The 15,618-nt window shown below is 47.9% G+C and carries 7 protein-coding genes; 4 read left to right on the plus strand and 3 right to left on the minus strand.

What is annotated here, in order from left to right:
• Nucleotides 1-113: 113 nt before the first annotated feature.
• Nucleotides 114-2,747, plus strand: a complete 2,634-nt coding sequence (locus DWY79_RS09025) for a glycoside hydrolase family 2 TIM barrel-domain containing protein (protein ID WP_121961581.1) — start codon at nt 114-116, stop codon at nt 2,745-2,747.
• Here DWY79_RS09025 and DWY79_RS09030 read toward each other — a convergent pair.
• The 3 genes from DWY79_RS09030 to DWY79_RS09040 all read right to left on the minus strand — a co-directional run bounded on the left by DWY79_RS09030 (nt 2,726) and on the right by DWY79_RS09040 (nt 6,788).
• Nucleotides 2,726-3,328, minus strand: coding sequence for an L-threonylcarbamoyladenylate synthase (locus DWY79_RS09030; RefSeq protein WP_008779135.1), 603 nt, complete (start codon nt 3,326-3,328; stop codon nt 2,726-2,728). The two genes, DWY79_RS09025 and DWY79_RS09030, sit on opposite strands and share 22 nt — an antisense overlap.
• A 1-nt stretch (nt 3,329) precedes the next feature.
• Nucleotides 3,330-4,187 (minus strand): enoyl-ACP reductase, encoded by an 858-nt coding sequence (locus tag DWY79_RS09035; RefSeq protein WP_008779136.1) that lies wholly within the window; start codon nt 4,185-4,187, stop codon nt 3,330-3,332.
• Nucleotides 4,188-4,322: 135 nt separating this feature from the next.
• Complete coding sequence (locus DWY79_RS09040; RefSeq protein ID WP_121961580.1) at nt 4,323-6,788, minus strand: bifunctional UDP-N-acetylmuramoyl-tripeptide:D-alanyl-D-alanine ligase/alanine racemase; 2,466 nt, start codon at nt 6,786-6,788, stop codon at nt 4,323-4,325.
• 259 nt (nt 6,789-7,047) lie between these two features.
• Here DWY79_RS09040 and DWY79_RS09045 point away from each other — a divergent pair, with 259 nt between their 5' ends.
• The 3 genes from DWY79_RS09045 to DWY79_RS09055 are packed head-to-tail and all read left to right on the plus strand — an operon-like array spanning nt 7,048 to nt 15,519.
• Nucleotides 7,048-9,933: a glycoside hydrolase family 2 TIM barrel-domain containing protein gene (locus tag DWY79_RS09045; RefSeq protein WP_122369221.1), complete on the plus strand. Its 2,886-nt coding sequence runs from the start codon at nt 7,048-7,050 to the stop codon at nt 9,931-9,933.
• Nucleotides 9,934-9,957: 24 nt separating this feature from the next.
• A complete protein-coding gene (locus tag DWY79_RS09050) occupies nt 9,958-13,365 on the plus strand; it encodes a glycoside hydrolase family 2 protein (RefSeq protein ID WP_122369222.1) in 3,408 nt (1,135 codons plus the stop codon).
• Between the two features lie 15 nt (nt 13,366-13,380).
• Nucleotides 13,381-15,519: an alpha-L-fucosidase gene (locus DWY79_RS09055; RefSeq protein WP_122369223.1), complete on the plus strand. Its 2,139-nt coding sequence runs from the start codon at nt 13,381-13,383 to the stop codon at nt 15,517-15,519.
• Nucleotides 15,520-15,618 lie beyond the last annotated feature (99 nt).

Here is a 15,618-nt window from a genome sequence, read left to right on the forward strand (position 1 = left end):
TCGGCATTAATAGGTTTTATTGTTAAATAATATGTAATGAAAGGGCTTCTTCGAGTTTGCGAAGAGGCCCTTCTGAATTTTGTAGTACTTTAGAAGGATAAATCTAAGATTATATGATGAACAGATGTATTTATTTATTTTGTTGGCTTTGTCTGGCTTGCTGGTTAAAGCCCTTATCAGCAGAGGAGCAAGCCTTGTTGGCGATCCCGGAGCCGGGAGAGAAAACCTTGATTCACTCAGATTGGTATGCCCGGAAAGCGAATGAAGTGAAAATGGATGGGAACCGGTTGAGTGCGGCGCCTTTGGATAAAACAGGATGGTTACCAGCCCGTGTGCCGGGCACGGTATTGACTACACTTTTGGAGAACCATATGTATCCGGCTCCCGAGTTCGGCTTGAATAACAATCTGATACCCGATATACATGAGGTCGGCAATGATTTCTATACTTATTGGTTTACTCGTCAGTTTACTATCAATAATTTACCAGAGGGACGTAATGTCTGGTTAAATTTCCGGGGCATTAATTATAAGGCGGAAATCTTTTTAAATGGTAAGCGGATCAATCGAAATACCCATGAGGGCATGTTCTTGAGGAAGACTTTTAATATAACCCCTTATCTTCGTACGGATGCCCCCAATGTATTAGCGGTATTGGTTTATCCACCTACACATGCCGGAAATCCGAATGGCGGACAAGGTGGTGATGGGCAGATCGCCCGGAATAATACGATGCAATATACGCCGGGTTGGGACTGGATACAACCGGTACGTGACCGGAATACGGGTATTTGGGATGAGGTCTCTATTACGACAACCGGGCCGGTATGCCTCTCTTCTCCTTATGTCGTGACCAAGGTACCCGGCGTACGTGATCCGGAAACGAAAACTCAAAGGGAGGCTTTTGTGAATACCTCTGTCGAGCTAGAGAATACCGGGAGCACTTCCTTAAAGGGGCTATTGGTTTGTGAGACGAACGGAACCCGCTTAACCCAGCCGGTTACTTTATCGCCATTCGAGAAGAAAACGGTATCCTTGAATCCTTTAGCGGTAAAGAATCCTCGTTTATGGTGGCCTAACGGTATCGGTGAGCAGCCTTTATATGATATGAACCTCTCTTTTGAGATCGGGAATCAAGTGAGTGACCGTGAACGGTTGCGTTACGGTATCCGAGAGATTACTTCCGATAAATGCCCGGATAACGGGGGACGCCGTTTCTTCGTGAACGGACAGAAAATATACGTCACGGGTGGTAACTATATTAATTCCGATTGGCTGCTTCGTCTTTCTCCGGAACGTTATCGGGATGAGGTACGTTTCCATGCGGAAATGAATCTGCGTATGATCCGTGTATGGGGAGGTGCGTTGGTGGAACGGCCGGAATTCTATAACGCCTGTGATGAGTTCGGTATCTTAGTCTTTCAAGATCTGTGGGGCAGTGGTGATTGCAATGGCGCTTGGGAGGACCCGACCAAGATGGATTCCCGAGAGCGTCGTTGGGAATATCCTGATAATCACGATTTATTTATCGCCTCCGTGGAAGATCAAGTGAAAATGATCCGTAACCATCCGAGTCTTTGTTTCTGGTGTGGGGCGAATGAATGGCCTTTAGCTAAAGATATCGATCAATGTTTGAGAAAGGAGGTTTTCCCCCGGTTAGATCCGGAGCGTCTTTTCGTGAGTTTCTCTACAGATACGTTGTTTACCCGGAATTATTTGGGGGATAATGGGGATGGTCCTTACGGTATACAAGAGCCGGAATGGTTCTTTAGCTTCCGTTCGCATCCGTTTAATCCGGAAGCCGGATCGGTTGGTTCCCCGGAGGTCGAGAGTATGCGGGAGATGATGACGGAACAGGATTTGGCCGGTTTCCCAAGGAAAGGTTTTACTCGTAATTATACGTGGCGGTATCATAAGGATCTGGGCTATGGCGATCATCTGGAGCGATATGGGGAGGTGAAGGATATTGAGACCTATTGTAAGTATGCCCAAGTCGTGAACTATGACCAATATCGTAGTTTTATGGAAGGCTGGGCCTCTCATATGTGGGATTGGTATACGGGTATCTTGATCTGGAAAACCCAGAATCCATGGACATCCTTGCGGGGGCAAATGTATGATTGGTCTCTCGATGTAAATGCTTCCTTGTACGGAACCCGGAAAGGCTGTGAACCTTTACATGCCTATTATAACCCGGTAACCCGTAAGGCGGGATTGTTGAATACGACCCTGAAAGATTATACGGATTTATCGATTATAGCCCGTATTTATAATCTGGAAGGCAAACTGCTTTGGGAGAAAGAGACGAGAGCGAGCTCCAAGGCGAATACGGTACAGGAATTATTGGATATCCCCGTTCCGGAAGGGATCCAAGGCGCTTATTTCTTACGGCTGGCTTTGAATGCGGACGTTCCCAATATTTATTGGCTGACAACCGAGCCGAAAGACTACACCAGCTTATCTCAACTTCCGAAGTCAAGACCGGATATCAAGACCGAGATCAAGAAGGAAGGCTCGAATTTCGTAGGTACAGTCCGTCTGAGCGCAGATTCGCAGATCTCGTTCTTCAACCGTATCAAGGTTTTTGATAGGGAGACAGGCAAACGAATCCTACCGGTACATTATTCGGATAACTATATTACGCTAATGCCGGGTGACCAACAAGAAATAAGCTTGGAGTTCCCTGCTAATCTGCCGGAGGAGCGAATACAAATCGTGGTGGATAGCTACAATTCTCCTTTGCCTTGACGTACGATCTCGAAATTATCCGTCGTGCAATCTATAACCGTAGAGGCTTCCAATCCTCCGAAACCGCCATCGATTACGATATCCACTTGATGCTCGTATTTCTCGTGTATCAATTCCGGATCTGTCGTATATTCGATCACCTCATCCTCGTCACGGATGGACATGGTTAGGATTGGATTTCCCAAGGATTGTACCAATGTACGGGTAATGTTATTGTCCGGTACACGGATTCCGACTTCTTTCCGGTTCTTGTAAATCTTTGGAAGCTCGCTGCTGGTGGGTAAGATAAAGGTGAAAGGACCGGGTAGATGTTTCTTCATCAGTTTGAAAGCGGCGTTGCTTACCTTGGCGTATTCACTAAGATTAGACAGGTCGTAGCAGATGATAGACAGGTTGCTTTTCTGTGGATTAACCCCTTTCATCTGACATATTTTCTCTACCGCACGCACGTTTAACGCATCACAACCGATCGCGTAAACCGTGTCGGTAGGATAAACGACAAGGCCGCCGTCCTGCAGGACTTTGACGACCTTGTCTATTTCTTTTTGATTCGGATTCTCCGGATATATTTTTACTAACATATTAGCCGTAAATGACGTGTCCGTTCTCGTCTGTATATTCCTCTAATCCCTTACTGTATTGGTTCATGGCCCGGAGGCTCATACCCATGCTTGAGAAACCACCGTCGTGGTATAGGTTCTGCATCGTTACCTTGCGGGTAAAGTCGGAGAACATCATTACGCAATAGTCCGCGCATTCGTCAGCGTTGGCGTTACCCAGTGGACTCATTTTGTTAGAAAAGTCCATCAAGTGTTCCATTCCCTTCACGCCACTACCTGCGGTTGTCATTGTCGGGGATTGGGAGATCGTGTTCACACGTACGCCTTTCTCACGGCCATAGATGTAACCGAAACTACGGGCGATAGATTCCAGCAGGCTCTTAGCGTCCGCCATATCGTTGTATCCGAAGAACGTGCGCTGGGCGGCCACATAACTTAATGCCACGACGGAACCATTCTCGGCGATAGCGTCTTGTTTCTTGGCTACCTGTAGCATCTTGTGGAAAGAGATAGCGGAGATATCCAACGTCTTTTCCAGCATTCCATAGTCTAGATCATCGTACGTACGTTTCTTGCGTACGTTCGGGCTCATACCGATAGAATGTAAAACGAAATCTATTTTACCACCTAATATTTCCACTGACTTCGCGAATACGGTCTCCAGATCCTCTACGCTGGTTGCGTCCGCCGGGATTACCTGCGCGTTCAACTTCTCCGCCAAAGCATCTACCTGACCCATACGAACAGCGATAGGCGTATTGCTTAACGTGATAGTCGCACCTTCCTCTACGGCTCTTTCTGCCACTTTCCAGGCGATAGACATATCGTTTAGCGCACCGAAGATAATGCCTCTCTTGCCTTTCAATAAATTATGACTCATACCTCTTGTTTATTAATTACGGCACAAACATACACAAAATGTGCAACATACGCAAATGAATATCATAGCCTGACATTTGAATATGTGCCTTGATATTAAAACAAGGTAGAGCCATTCTTTGTTGGCAGTTACTTCTTATTCCCGGAAATAAACCCTCTTTACCCGAGGCGAGATAGAGGTTAATATCTCATAAGGGATTGTTTTCAGTTTATCCGAAAGTTCGCTCACCGGTAGTTCGTCGCCGAAAATAATTACGGCGTCGCCTTCTTGCGCATGGATGTCGGTGACGTCGATCATGCAAGCGTCCATGCAGATGTTGCCGATAATCGGGCAGCGTTGTCCATTGATCAAGACCTCCCCGCCTCCGTTGCTGAAGTGGCGATCCAATCCGTCGGCGTATCCGATCGGGATGATAGCGATCCGGGAATCACGTTTCACATAACTCATACGGCTATAACCGATCGAATCCCCTGCGGGTACGTTTTGTATTTGCAGGATCGTCGTCTTCAAGGTGCTGACGTTCCGTAAGCCTTTTTGTCCGGATGCGCTTACCCCGTATAAACCGATACCTAAACGTACCATATCCATTTGATAAGCGGCGAAACGCTCGATTCCTGCGGAGTTTAGGATATGTTTGATTACCTTATACTCTAACCCGTTTTCTAATTCCCCTGCGGCTTTGGTGAATTTATCCAATTGTTGATGGGTAAAATCATCGAAGACGTACGAGTCGCTTCCGGCTAAATGAGAGAAGACCGAACGGGCGATAACCCCGGATTGCGCTCTCAAGCGTTCACAGATCGCCGGGACATCCTCCGGTTGAAACCCTAGGCGATGCATGCCGGTATCGATCTTGATATGGATAGGGTAAGAGGTGATGCCTCTGCGCTCGGTCTCCCGGATCATGGCATCCAATAGGCGGAAGCTATAGACTTCCGGTTCCAGATGGTTCTCGAACAAGACATTGAAACTACTGAATTCCGGATTCATGACGATAATGGGGATCGAGATGCCTTCTTTACGCAATTCGGCTCCCTCGTCGGCTACCGCCACGGCCAGATAGTCGCAACGATGTTCTTGAAGGGTCTTCGCCAACTCGTAAGAGCCGGCTCCATAACCAAAAGCTTTTACCATACAAACCATCTTAGTTTCCGGCTTTAGCTTGGAACGATACTGATTGAAGTTATGTACGATCGCATCCAGATTTACCTCTAGGATCGTCTCATGCACTTTTTTCTCCAACAACTCGGAGATCTGCTCGAAATGGAAATGGCGGGAACCTTTAATCAAGATCAACTCATCCTTGAATTTCTTGAAGGAAGGAGACTTGATAAATTCCTCGGTGGTCGTGTAAAACTCCTTCTCGATCTCGAAGACGGAAGCATATTCCTTTAAGTCGCGGCCGATACCGATGATACGATCTATCTTCTTACGGCGAACCAAATCGGCGACCTTCTTATATAGAGATTTCGGCAAGGTGCCCGATTGAAGGATATCGGAGAGGATTAAAGTGCTCTTTAATTGCTTGCCTACCCGGCGGCTTTGTTGGAAATCGAGCGCGATATCCAAGGAGTTGATATCCGAGTTATAGGTATCATTTATCAACAGGCAATTGTTGATACCTTGCTTTACGTCCAATCGCATAGCCACCGGCTCAAGATGCAAGAATTTCGTTACGTCGTTTACGCTGGTGGGTTTTAGGTAAAGCATAACCGCCATACAATGGATCACGTTCTCGATAGAAGCGTCGTCCGTGAACGGAATGGTAACGACCCGGTTGAAGCCCAGTAAAGTACAGTGAATGATCGTCTCAAACTCTTTCTTATCGATAGACTCGATAAACAAAGGAGCCTCGGAGTCCGTACGGCTCCACGCGATCGCTTTATGGGAAAGGCAAGCCGATTCGATACAATTGGCGATAAATAAATCATCCCCATCATAAATAATGGCTTCGCAATCATTGAAAAGCGTCAGCTTCTCCATACATTTCTGATTGGAGGAGAGGAAATTCTCTTGATGAGCCTCCCCGATATTCGTGATGATACCGATCGTGGGGGCGATAATGGGTTGCAGGCGTTCCATCTCGTCCGGTTGTGAGATACCGGCCTCGAAGATGCCCAGTGTATTTTTCTCGCTCATCTGCCATACCGAGAGAGGAACCCCCAACTGGGAGTTGTAGCTCCGGGGCGAACGTACGATGTTGAACTCGTTATGCAGCAGTTGATAGAGGAATTCCTTTACGATCGTCTTTCCGTTGCTACCGGTGATGCCGATCACGGGGATGTTGAATTGCTTCCTGTGGTGAGTCGCCAGCTTTTGTAAAGCTCGTAACGTATCTTTTACGATCAGGAAGTTCGCATCCTTCATGCTCTCGAACTCCGGTAGCATATCGCTTACCACGAAGTTGCGAACACGAAGTTTATAGAGTTCCTGTATATATCTATGTCCGTCGTTCGTCTTGGTTTTCAAGGCGAAGAAGAGGCTTTTTTCCGGGAAGGAGAGACGACGGCTGTCAGTCAACAATAAACTGACCGTATCGTCAAGCAATTGGTTTGTTTTAGCACCGATAACTCTTGCTATTTCTTTAATTGCGTATTCCATTCTTTTATTTTAGTTTAGACTTTACTGATCCTATTTCATTTAGAATATCAAAGGTATAAATTTTTTCAGACAAAGTATGAAACAAGAGGAATACTTATATTGAACAGACGTTAAATCGATTACGGAGAATGATTAGGTTCCGTTTTGTGCAACAACTTTTCCTGGCTTTTCCGTATATGCTAATATTCTCGCAAGCGGATCCTCTGTTCTTCATGCTAATTTTAAGATCTTTGCATAAAGAATTAACAATAAACAAACCATGAGATCATTAAGTATTTTAGTCTTCTTCATTGCCATCCGTTTTTTATCCTTGGCAGAGACAGTCGTACCTCGCTTATCCCCGTTGTCCTCGAGTATTGAGAAAGAACGGGTCGGGCTGGCTGGTACGTGGTTATTTAACACGTCGCCGGGCGAGCGTTTTTGGCTGCGGGGCGCATTTGGCAATGCCTGGAAACCGATAGAGGTACCCGGAGAATGGGTCATGCAAGGCTTTGAGGTAGAAAAGGGAGCGACGGCGGGATATAGCCGGACTTTTTCCGTGCCGGCCGCATGGAAGGACAAGAGAATCAAGCTTAGATGTAATGCTATCTATAGTGAGAGCCGCTTATATATTAATGGAAAGGAAGCTGCTTATCATATAGGTGGTTTTACTGCATTTGAGACGGACGTGACCGGGTTGATTCGATTCGGGCAAGAGAACCGGATTGATGTGGCGGTGGTCTGTGAGACAGTTGCGGATTCTTTGGCCAGTGGCTCCCGTTATGCGGTTCATCCATTGGGAGGAATAACCCGTGACCTGTATTTGTTCGCTTTGCCAGAGCGAAATATATCCATGTTCCATGTTTCTACGGCTTTCGACTCTACTTATACGAAAGCGGTATTGAAGGTAGAGACCGAATTGGCGAATGAGGCTTCGGTATCCTCTGGGAATGAGTTAAGCTTATCTTTCCATCTGCGGGATGCCCAAGGAAAAACGGTTCGCTTGGCGCAAGACCACTATCCGGTAGGGGTTATCGAAGCGGGGAAGGTCGTGGGCAAGGAAGTGTCCTTTGATATTGAGAATCCGGAGAAATGGAATCCGGAGCATCCTTATTTATACACGCTTACCTGCCGTCTGACCGATGGAGGCAAGCTTTTGCACGAGACTTCGCGGAAGGTGGGTTTCCGCCAAATCGAGGTGCGTGGGAATCGGATGTTCGTGAATGGCATGCCGATCAAATTGAGAGGTGTATGCCGTCATGAGGTGATGCCCCTGCGGGGACGTTCGGTCAGTGAGGGTCTATGGAGAAAGGATGTCGAGCTTTTCCGTCTTGGCAACGTAAATTACATTCGTACCTCCCATTATCCGCCCGACGAGGCCTTGCTGGAGGCATGCGACGAGCTGGGAATGTTTGTCGAGGTAGAGGCTCCTTTTTGCTGGGCGCACGAGACGAAAGTGCCGGAGGATAAAATGGAGGCCGTATTGGTCAACCAGCATGTCGAGATGGTGAACTTGAACCGCAGTCATCCTTCCGTGCTTATGTGGTCGATGGGGAATGAGTCTAATTTATATACGGAATACTTCAAACGTGCGGCCGAAGTGGTCAAGCGAATAGATCCTACGCGTCCGCGTATTTTCAGCCAATGGGGCCCGGATGCGGATAAGGGAGAATTGGAGGTGACAAACCACCATTACCCGGGTCCGAAAGGTCCGGAGAAGTATCGTAATTATAAGCGTCCGGTCGTGTTTGATGAATTTTGTCATCTGAATGCCTATAACCGTTTCGAGCTTTCCGCAGATCCGGGTGTCCGGAGCATGTGGGGCGAACTGCTGGATCGGATGTGGAACGATATGTATCATAGTGAAGGTGTGCTGGGGGGGGCGATTTGGGCTGGTATCGATGATACGTTCTTCCTTCCGGGAGGCCGAGCCGTAGGGTATGGCACTTGGGGACCCTTGGATGGATGGAGACGCGAGAAACCGGAGTATTGGGGGATGAAGAAAGCCTACAGCCCGGTACGTCTGGAACTTCGAGGGAATATGGACAAGGACGGAAAGGTTATGTTTGATGTCGAGAACCGCTATAATTTCACGAACTTATCCGCTTGCGAGATTCAATGGAAAGCCGGAAATCTGTCTGGTACGGTAACTGCGGATATAGCGGCTCGGGAAAGCGGTGTATTGGAAATCAATCTGCCGGAAAAGGCCCGAAAGGAGTCTTTTTTGTCGGTGGTTGTTACCGGGGCGCAGGGCTTTGTGGTGGATGAGTATAAATTCAAGATCCAGCCGGATCGCTTGCGTCCGTTGTCTCCGAAAGCGGGACAAGCGATACGATGCGAGGAAACCGCTGAGGCGATCGTGGTGACCTCCTTGTCTGGTACTTATAAAGTCTCCAAACGGGACGGCTTGCTGGAGGATTACCGGCAGGTATTGATGTTGTTGCCTCTTAACTCGACCGGACGGGGTATCCAGATGGTGGGCGATGGGCAGGATTTCGAGCCTTATAATCCCGTATGTACGAACTGGGTGGCTACTTCCATTGAGAAGAGAGAGGAAGAGGACCAGATCGAGATCGTCGTGAGAGGCCAATATCAGGAGGCGGAAGGTGAGTGGCGCTATCGGATATTGTCTACGGGCGAGGTTTCTATCGCTTACGACTTTAAGGTACTGAAAGAGGTTTCGCCTCGCCAGATCGGTGTCGTATTATCGCTTCCCGCTACTTATACGCAGCTCGAGTGGAAACGAAAAGGATATTGGTCGGTTTATCCGGAGAACCATATAGGGGCCTTGGAGGGCAAGGCCGAGTTATTCAACGAGTCGTTGGCAATTAGCGGAATGGCCGGTCCGGATAAGCAACCGTCCGTGGATTGGTGTTTGGATCAGACCGCATCGGGATCGAATATGTTTCGCTCTACCAAGGAGCATATTTACGAGGCTACGTTAGCCGATCGTAAATCGGGAATCTCGATGAAGGTGCTTTCAGACGGTACACAATCGGTCCGTTGCTGGAAGGATAAGCAAAAGGTGAGGATGCTGGTTGCGGATTATAATAATGCAGGGAAGGAGGGCTTCCTTTCTCCGCACATAGAATATGCTTACCGTACGTTGAAGTATGGGGAGCGGGTGAATGGAGAGTTCTTGTTTATACGCTCTGTCTTGAAATAATAAAATAATGAAGTAATAAAAAGTATGTACGATCGATATAAGAGAGTTTTATTCTGTGCCGGGTTTCTACTTTCCTTTTGTTTTGTCTTGCAGGCTGAAGACAAGGGGTTGCGACGAGTGGCGACCAATGATTGCGGTGTGGATAATGCGCAGCCCTTTCTGATAAAGGGAGAGAATGGTATCTTGCCGGAATCTTTTCCGGGGAGTAAGGAGGCTAAAACGATCAACGTTGGCAATACGCTTATCTATGCTTTCGACCAGATGGATATACAGGCCGATTACCAGATGGAAGTTGTCTATCTGGCTGATAAGCGCGGCGAGCAACGTGTCGTTGCCGATGGGAATGAGGTACAAGCCCCCGTTGTCCTTGAGAAAGGAGTGGAGCGACGATATGTGATAGACCTGCCTAAGAAAGCCTATGCTTATGGACAGTTAGTCTTGGTATTTGAGGCATTGAATGGCGATAATGCGGTTGTCTCGGAACTGAATTTGTATTCGTCTAACCCAGCTCCGCTGAAACCTTTCGAGGGGGATCGGAAAAAGGATCTGGTACATATCCAAGCGTATACGGTAGATACGACCGTTTGTGCCGAAAAGGTGTTGCCTATATATGCGATTAAGCCGCATCTGGTAGCCGGCGTATATAATCCGGTCTTATCATTGAATGGGATTTGGTCGTTTAATGAGAAGCCCGCTACTTATTTTTATGAGCGGAAACAGATGGGGCAGGAGTGGAAGCCAATCGTGATACCGGGACAGTGGTCTATGCAGGGCTTTCAGGTTGATTCCGCGGCTTTTGGGGGGTACCAGACTACGTTTACCTTGCCTGCGGATTGGAGCGGGAAACGGGTGAAGTTGCGCTTCGATGGTGTTTCCAGCGAGTCGGTCGTTTATTTGAATGGAAAGGAGATAGGTTCCCATATGGGAGGTATGACAGCTTTCGAGCTGGATGTGACGAATGGGTTGAGGAGCGGCGAGAACGTATTGGCTTTGCGGGTTCGTAGTGAGTCGTTGGCTGATATGTTGGGTAGCTTGACGCAATATGCGGCGCATCAATTGGGGGGGATTACGCGTAAAGTGACGCTTTTCGCCGTTCCGGAGGTTCACTTGTCCGATCTGCGTATCGTAACGGATTTGGATGATGCATATAAGGATGCGGAATTGAAAGTGTATGTATCGGTAACGAATGCTTCTGCGAATGTGCAAAAGAATCTCTCGGTTCGTCTTTCGGTATCGGGTGAACCGGTCGTTTTGAGTCAGGTTATTCCGGAGATAGCGGCTGGATCTACTTGGAGCGGTTGGTTGACCGGAAAGATTGCCTCTCCGAAAAAGTGGGATAGCGAGCATCCTAATTTGTACACGTTGAAAGTCGAGTTGGGAACTTCGGAAAAGATTGTCGAGCAAGTGAAGAAACGCTTTGGTTTCCGAGAGATCCAGATTCAAGGAAATCGTATGCTAGTAAATGGAAAGGCGGTTAAGCTGAAAGGTGTGTGCCGTCATGAGATGCATCCGCTGACAGGCCGTGTGATGAATCCGGCGTTGGCACGAAAAGATATTGAGTTGTATCGGGACGCTAACTGTAACTTCATCCGTACATCTCATTATCCACCTTGTGAGGAGATGTTGGAGGTGTGCGACGAGCTGGGGATGTTTGTCGAGGTAGAGGCTCCGGTTTGCTGGCTTGGCCATCATGCGAATGAGAACTGGAAGGTATTGGATTACCGCGAACAGAAATATTATCCCTATGTATTGCAAGTCAATATGGAGATGATCCAATTCTACCGGAATCATCCCTCCATTATCTTCTGGTCTATGGCGAACGAGTCTTATTGGAATAAGGAATTTGCGCAGGTACAGGTGTATATGGAAAAGGCGGACCCGACACGTCCGTTCACCTTTCACGATCAAGGATATGGTGGCTTTAATAATCAGGGGAGCACGGCTCCTATCTCCAATATTCATTATCCGGGGCCGGATGGGTATAAGGTAGCGGCGAAGAGTGATCGTCCGATGACCTATGGTGAATACTGCCACTTAAATGTATATAATCGGAGTGAGTTGGTGACGGATCCCGGTGTCCGGAGCGATTGGGCATTAGCGTTGGCTCCTACATGGGAAAATATGTATAAGACTCCGGGTGTATTGGGTGGTTCCATTTGGTCTGGTATCGATGACATCTTCCAGTTACCGAACGGTGATGCGGTTGGTTATGGCGCTTGGGGGCCAATTGATGGCTGGCGTCGGCCGAAACCGGAATATTGGGATATGAAAAAGATTTATAGTCCGATTCGTGTGACTACAAAGACATTATCTCCGGCCAAGGAACTGGTTATTGATCTGGAAAATCGGTACACGTATACGAACTTGAATGAATTGCAGGTTAATTGGGTCTATGGGGAAGAAAAAGGAAGTATCTTTGTTGATCTTGAACCTGGTGAGAAAGGGCAGTTGCGTGTTCGGCCGGTTCATCCGGAAAAGGCCAATGAGCTTTATCTCTCTTTCGTGGATCCCCGCGGATTTACGGCAGATGAGTATCTGATTCCGGTGGGAAGGCAGATACAGAATGAGTCGCAGGTGTTAACGGCTGTTCCGACTCGCTTGAAAGAGAAAAAAGATCGTTATATGATTACCGGAAAGGATTTTACTTGCGAGATCAGCCGTATTTCCGGTCAGATACTTTCGGTAAAGAAAGGGAAAAAAGAGGTCTTGAATGGCGGGCCGTGGTTGATGGCGTTGCCGTTGACCAGTGGGGGGTGTTATCCGAATCATAATGCGAATACGCCTGCGTTTAATGATTTATGCTCTGATTGGAAAGTTGAGAAAGTAGATGCTGTCCGAGAGGGAAATGATGTGGTGGTAAAGGTAAAAGGGGCGTATAAGGAGTTTGCCGGGTCGTATGACTTGAAGGTGAATGCGAATGGTGAGCTGTCGGTCGTTTATGCCTTTGATGCGCTTGAGGATGTGAATCCGAGACAATGGGGATTGGTCTTCGAGGCTCCTGTTTCTTTCGATCAAACATTCTGGCGTCGTGACGGGTTGTGGAGTGTCTATCCTTCCGACCATATCAGTCGTCCGGTAGGTGAGGCCAGCCTGTTTTATGAGGGTCTTCCGAAGAAGGTCGATCCGCATACGGAACCGGCTTGGTCTTGGAGTATGGATTATAATGAGTTGGGTAGTAATGATTTCCGGTCTACACGTCGGAATATATGGTATGCCGGGCTGAGAAGCATGAATGGAAGTAAGATAACCGTTCCTTCTAACGGCCGGCAACATTGGCGTTCTTGGTTGGAGAAGGACAAGATCCGCTTTTTGGTTGCCGACTTTGTTACGGCCGGAAATGAGATATTCCTGAGTACCTATTACGATCCGTACCGGAAACCTGTTCGGAAAGGAGAACGGATCGGGGGAGAGATCCTAGTAAGAGTAGAATAATAAATATACTGATAAATGAAATACTTGAATTTAGTATTGGGTTGCTTATTACTTTCGGCCTGTGCCGACAACCCGAAATCGGAACTGACCATGGAGTGCCGTCCAACGATGCTGGTTGAGGCTACGGACTCTCCGGAAATGATTATTGAGAAGGCGGCGCATATCGTGCCTACCGACAATCAGTTGGAGGCTTTACGGGATGAGTTTATCGCTTTTATCCATTTCGGGCCTAATACGTTCACCCGCATGGAGTGGGGAAATGGTATGGAGGATCCTCGTATATTCGACTTGAAGGAGTTGGATACGGATCAATGGTGTGAGACGATGAAAGAGGCGGGAATGAAGAAGGTTATATTCACCGCCAAGCACCACGATGGTTTTGTCTTGTGGCAGAGCCGTTATACGAAGCACGGTATCATGTCCACCGGTTTCCGGGATGGAAAGGGGGATGTATTGAAGGACTTGTCCACCTCTTGCCAAAAGTATGGCTTGAAGCTGGGAGTATACCTTTCTCCGGCGGATTTGTTCCAAATTGAAAGTCCTACGGGATTGTATGGTAATTTGAGTAAGTATACCAAGCGTACCATTCCGCATGAGGTGCCGGGGCGTCCGTTTGAAAACAAGACTACTTTCGAGTTTGAGTTGGATGATTACAATGAGTATTTCATGAACCAGCTATTCGAACTCTTGACCGAATACGGCCCGATCCATGAGGTCTGGTTCGATGGGGCACACCCGAAGCGCAAGGGAGGCCAGCAATATAAATATTCGGCTTGGAAGGACTTGATTCATTCGTTAGCGCCGGAGGCCGTGATCTTTGGCCGCGAGGATATTCGTTGGTGTGGCAATGAGGCTGGAAGGACTCGTGATACGGAATGGAATATCATCCCTTACCCGGAAAATCCGGACACGACCTCTTATTTCCCCGACATGACGGATGAGGATTTGGGTAGCCGCGAACAATTACTCAAGGCAAAATATCTGCATTATCAACAGGCTGAGACTAATACGTCTATTCGTGAGGGTTGGTTCTACCGAGATGATGATCGCCAGCGTGTGAGAAGCGCGGACGACGTGTTCGATATCTATGAGCGTGCTGTAGGTGGAAACTCTACTTTCTTGTTGAATATCCCCCCCAACCGTGAGGGGCGTTTCTCTGCGCAGGATGTCAGCGTATTGAAAGAGGTAGGCAAGCGTATCCGTCAGACGTACGGTACGGATCTGCTGGCTCAGGCGGATGGCCCGAAAGAATGGTTGGATAAGGATGATACCACTTTCCGTGCTGTGATCGCAGGAGGCGAAGGGGTTGTCATAGAGACCGCGAAGCCTGTTACCGTGAACCGCTTTATATTGCAAGAAGCGATCGCTACCAATGGTGAACGAGTGGAGAGACATGCGCTTGACGCTTGGGTAAATGGCGAGTGGAAAGAGATCGTGGAGGCGACTAACATCGGTTATAAACGGATCCTCCGTTTCCCGAACGTGACAACCGACAAATTCAGGGTGCGCATATTGGAGTCACGTCTGATTCCGGCTATCAGTGAGGTAGCGGCCTATTATTACGAGTCGCGTCCGCCGCGGTTGACCGTGCGCAGGAACGAGGTGGGAGCGGTTTGTGTTGAGACCTTGCGCCAGGATTTCAAATGGAATACGTATGAGCAGGATATGGCTAGCGATTTAAATGCTGGCTTCAAGATCCATTATACGACTGACGGTACGATGCCCGACGAGAATTCTCCGGAATATAAGGAGCCTTTCGTGTGGGATAACGGTGAGGTGAAAGCGGTTGCCATACTGAATGGTCGTTCCGGTGAGGTGTGTGAGTCGCTCTTGGGATATGACAAGAGGAGTTGGAAAGTAGAAACTGATAATTCCCGCTCGGTCACCATCCGGTTGGATACGCCTCGCATATTGTCCGGCTTGGCTTATACGCCACAATCGGACAAGGAAGTCCAGATGATCGTGAAGGGAGCCGTGAAGATCAGCGATGACGGAAAGACATGGAAAACAGCCGGAGCTTTTGAGTTCGGTAATTTGAAGAATGACCCGACCCGCCGCAACTTTCATTTCACGGAAGCGGTAAAGGCCCGGTATGTACGTTTGGAAGCGAATCGAGAGATCGACTCGAAGTTGATGGAATACGATCTGTTTTAACCCGGAATGGTTTATTGGGAAACCACTAAAAGGAGAGTTCCGATTAGTGCATCGTTTCCTAAGTATATATTCCGCAATGCTTAAGTATAAAGGGTTATA

Source organism: Parabacteroides sp. AF27-14, from assembly GCF_003635425.1.
Lineage (GTDB): Bacteria > Bacteroidota > Bacteroidia > Bacteroidales > Tannerellaceae > Parabacteroides > Parabacteroides distasonis.

Coding starts and splice junctions, on each gene's coding strand:
- DWY79_RS09025 (WP_121961581.1), top strand. CDS start 114: ATGATGAACAGATGTATTTATTTATTTTGTTGGCTTTGTCTGGCTTGC.
- DWY79_RS09030 (WP_008779135.1), bottom strand. CDS start 3,328: ATGTTAGTAAAAATATATCCGGAGAATCCGAATCAAAAAGAAATAGAC.
- DWY79_RS09035 (WP_008779136.1), bottom strand. CDS start 4,187: ATGAGTCATAATTTATTGAAAGGCAAGAGAGGCATTATCTTCGGTGCG.
- DWY79_RS09040 (WP_121961580.1), bottom strand. CDS start 6,788: ATGGAATACGCAATTAAAGAAATAGCAAGAGTTATCGGTGCTAAAACA.
- DWY79_RS09045 (WP_122369221.1), top strand. CDS start 7,048: ATGAGATCATTAAGTATTTTAGTCTTCTTCATTGCCATCCGTTTTTTA.
- DWY79_RS09050 (WP_122369222.1), top strand. CDS start 9,958: ATGTACGATCGATATAAGAGAGTTTTATTCTGTGCCGGGTTTCTACTT.
- DWY79_RS09055 (WP_122369223.1), top strand. CDS start 13,381: ATGAAATACTTGAATTTAGTATTGGGTTGCTTATTACTTTCGGCCTGT.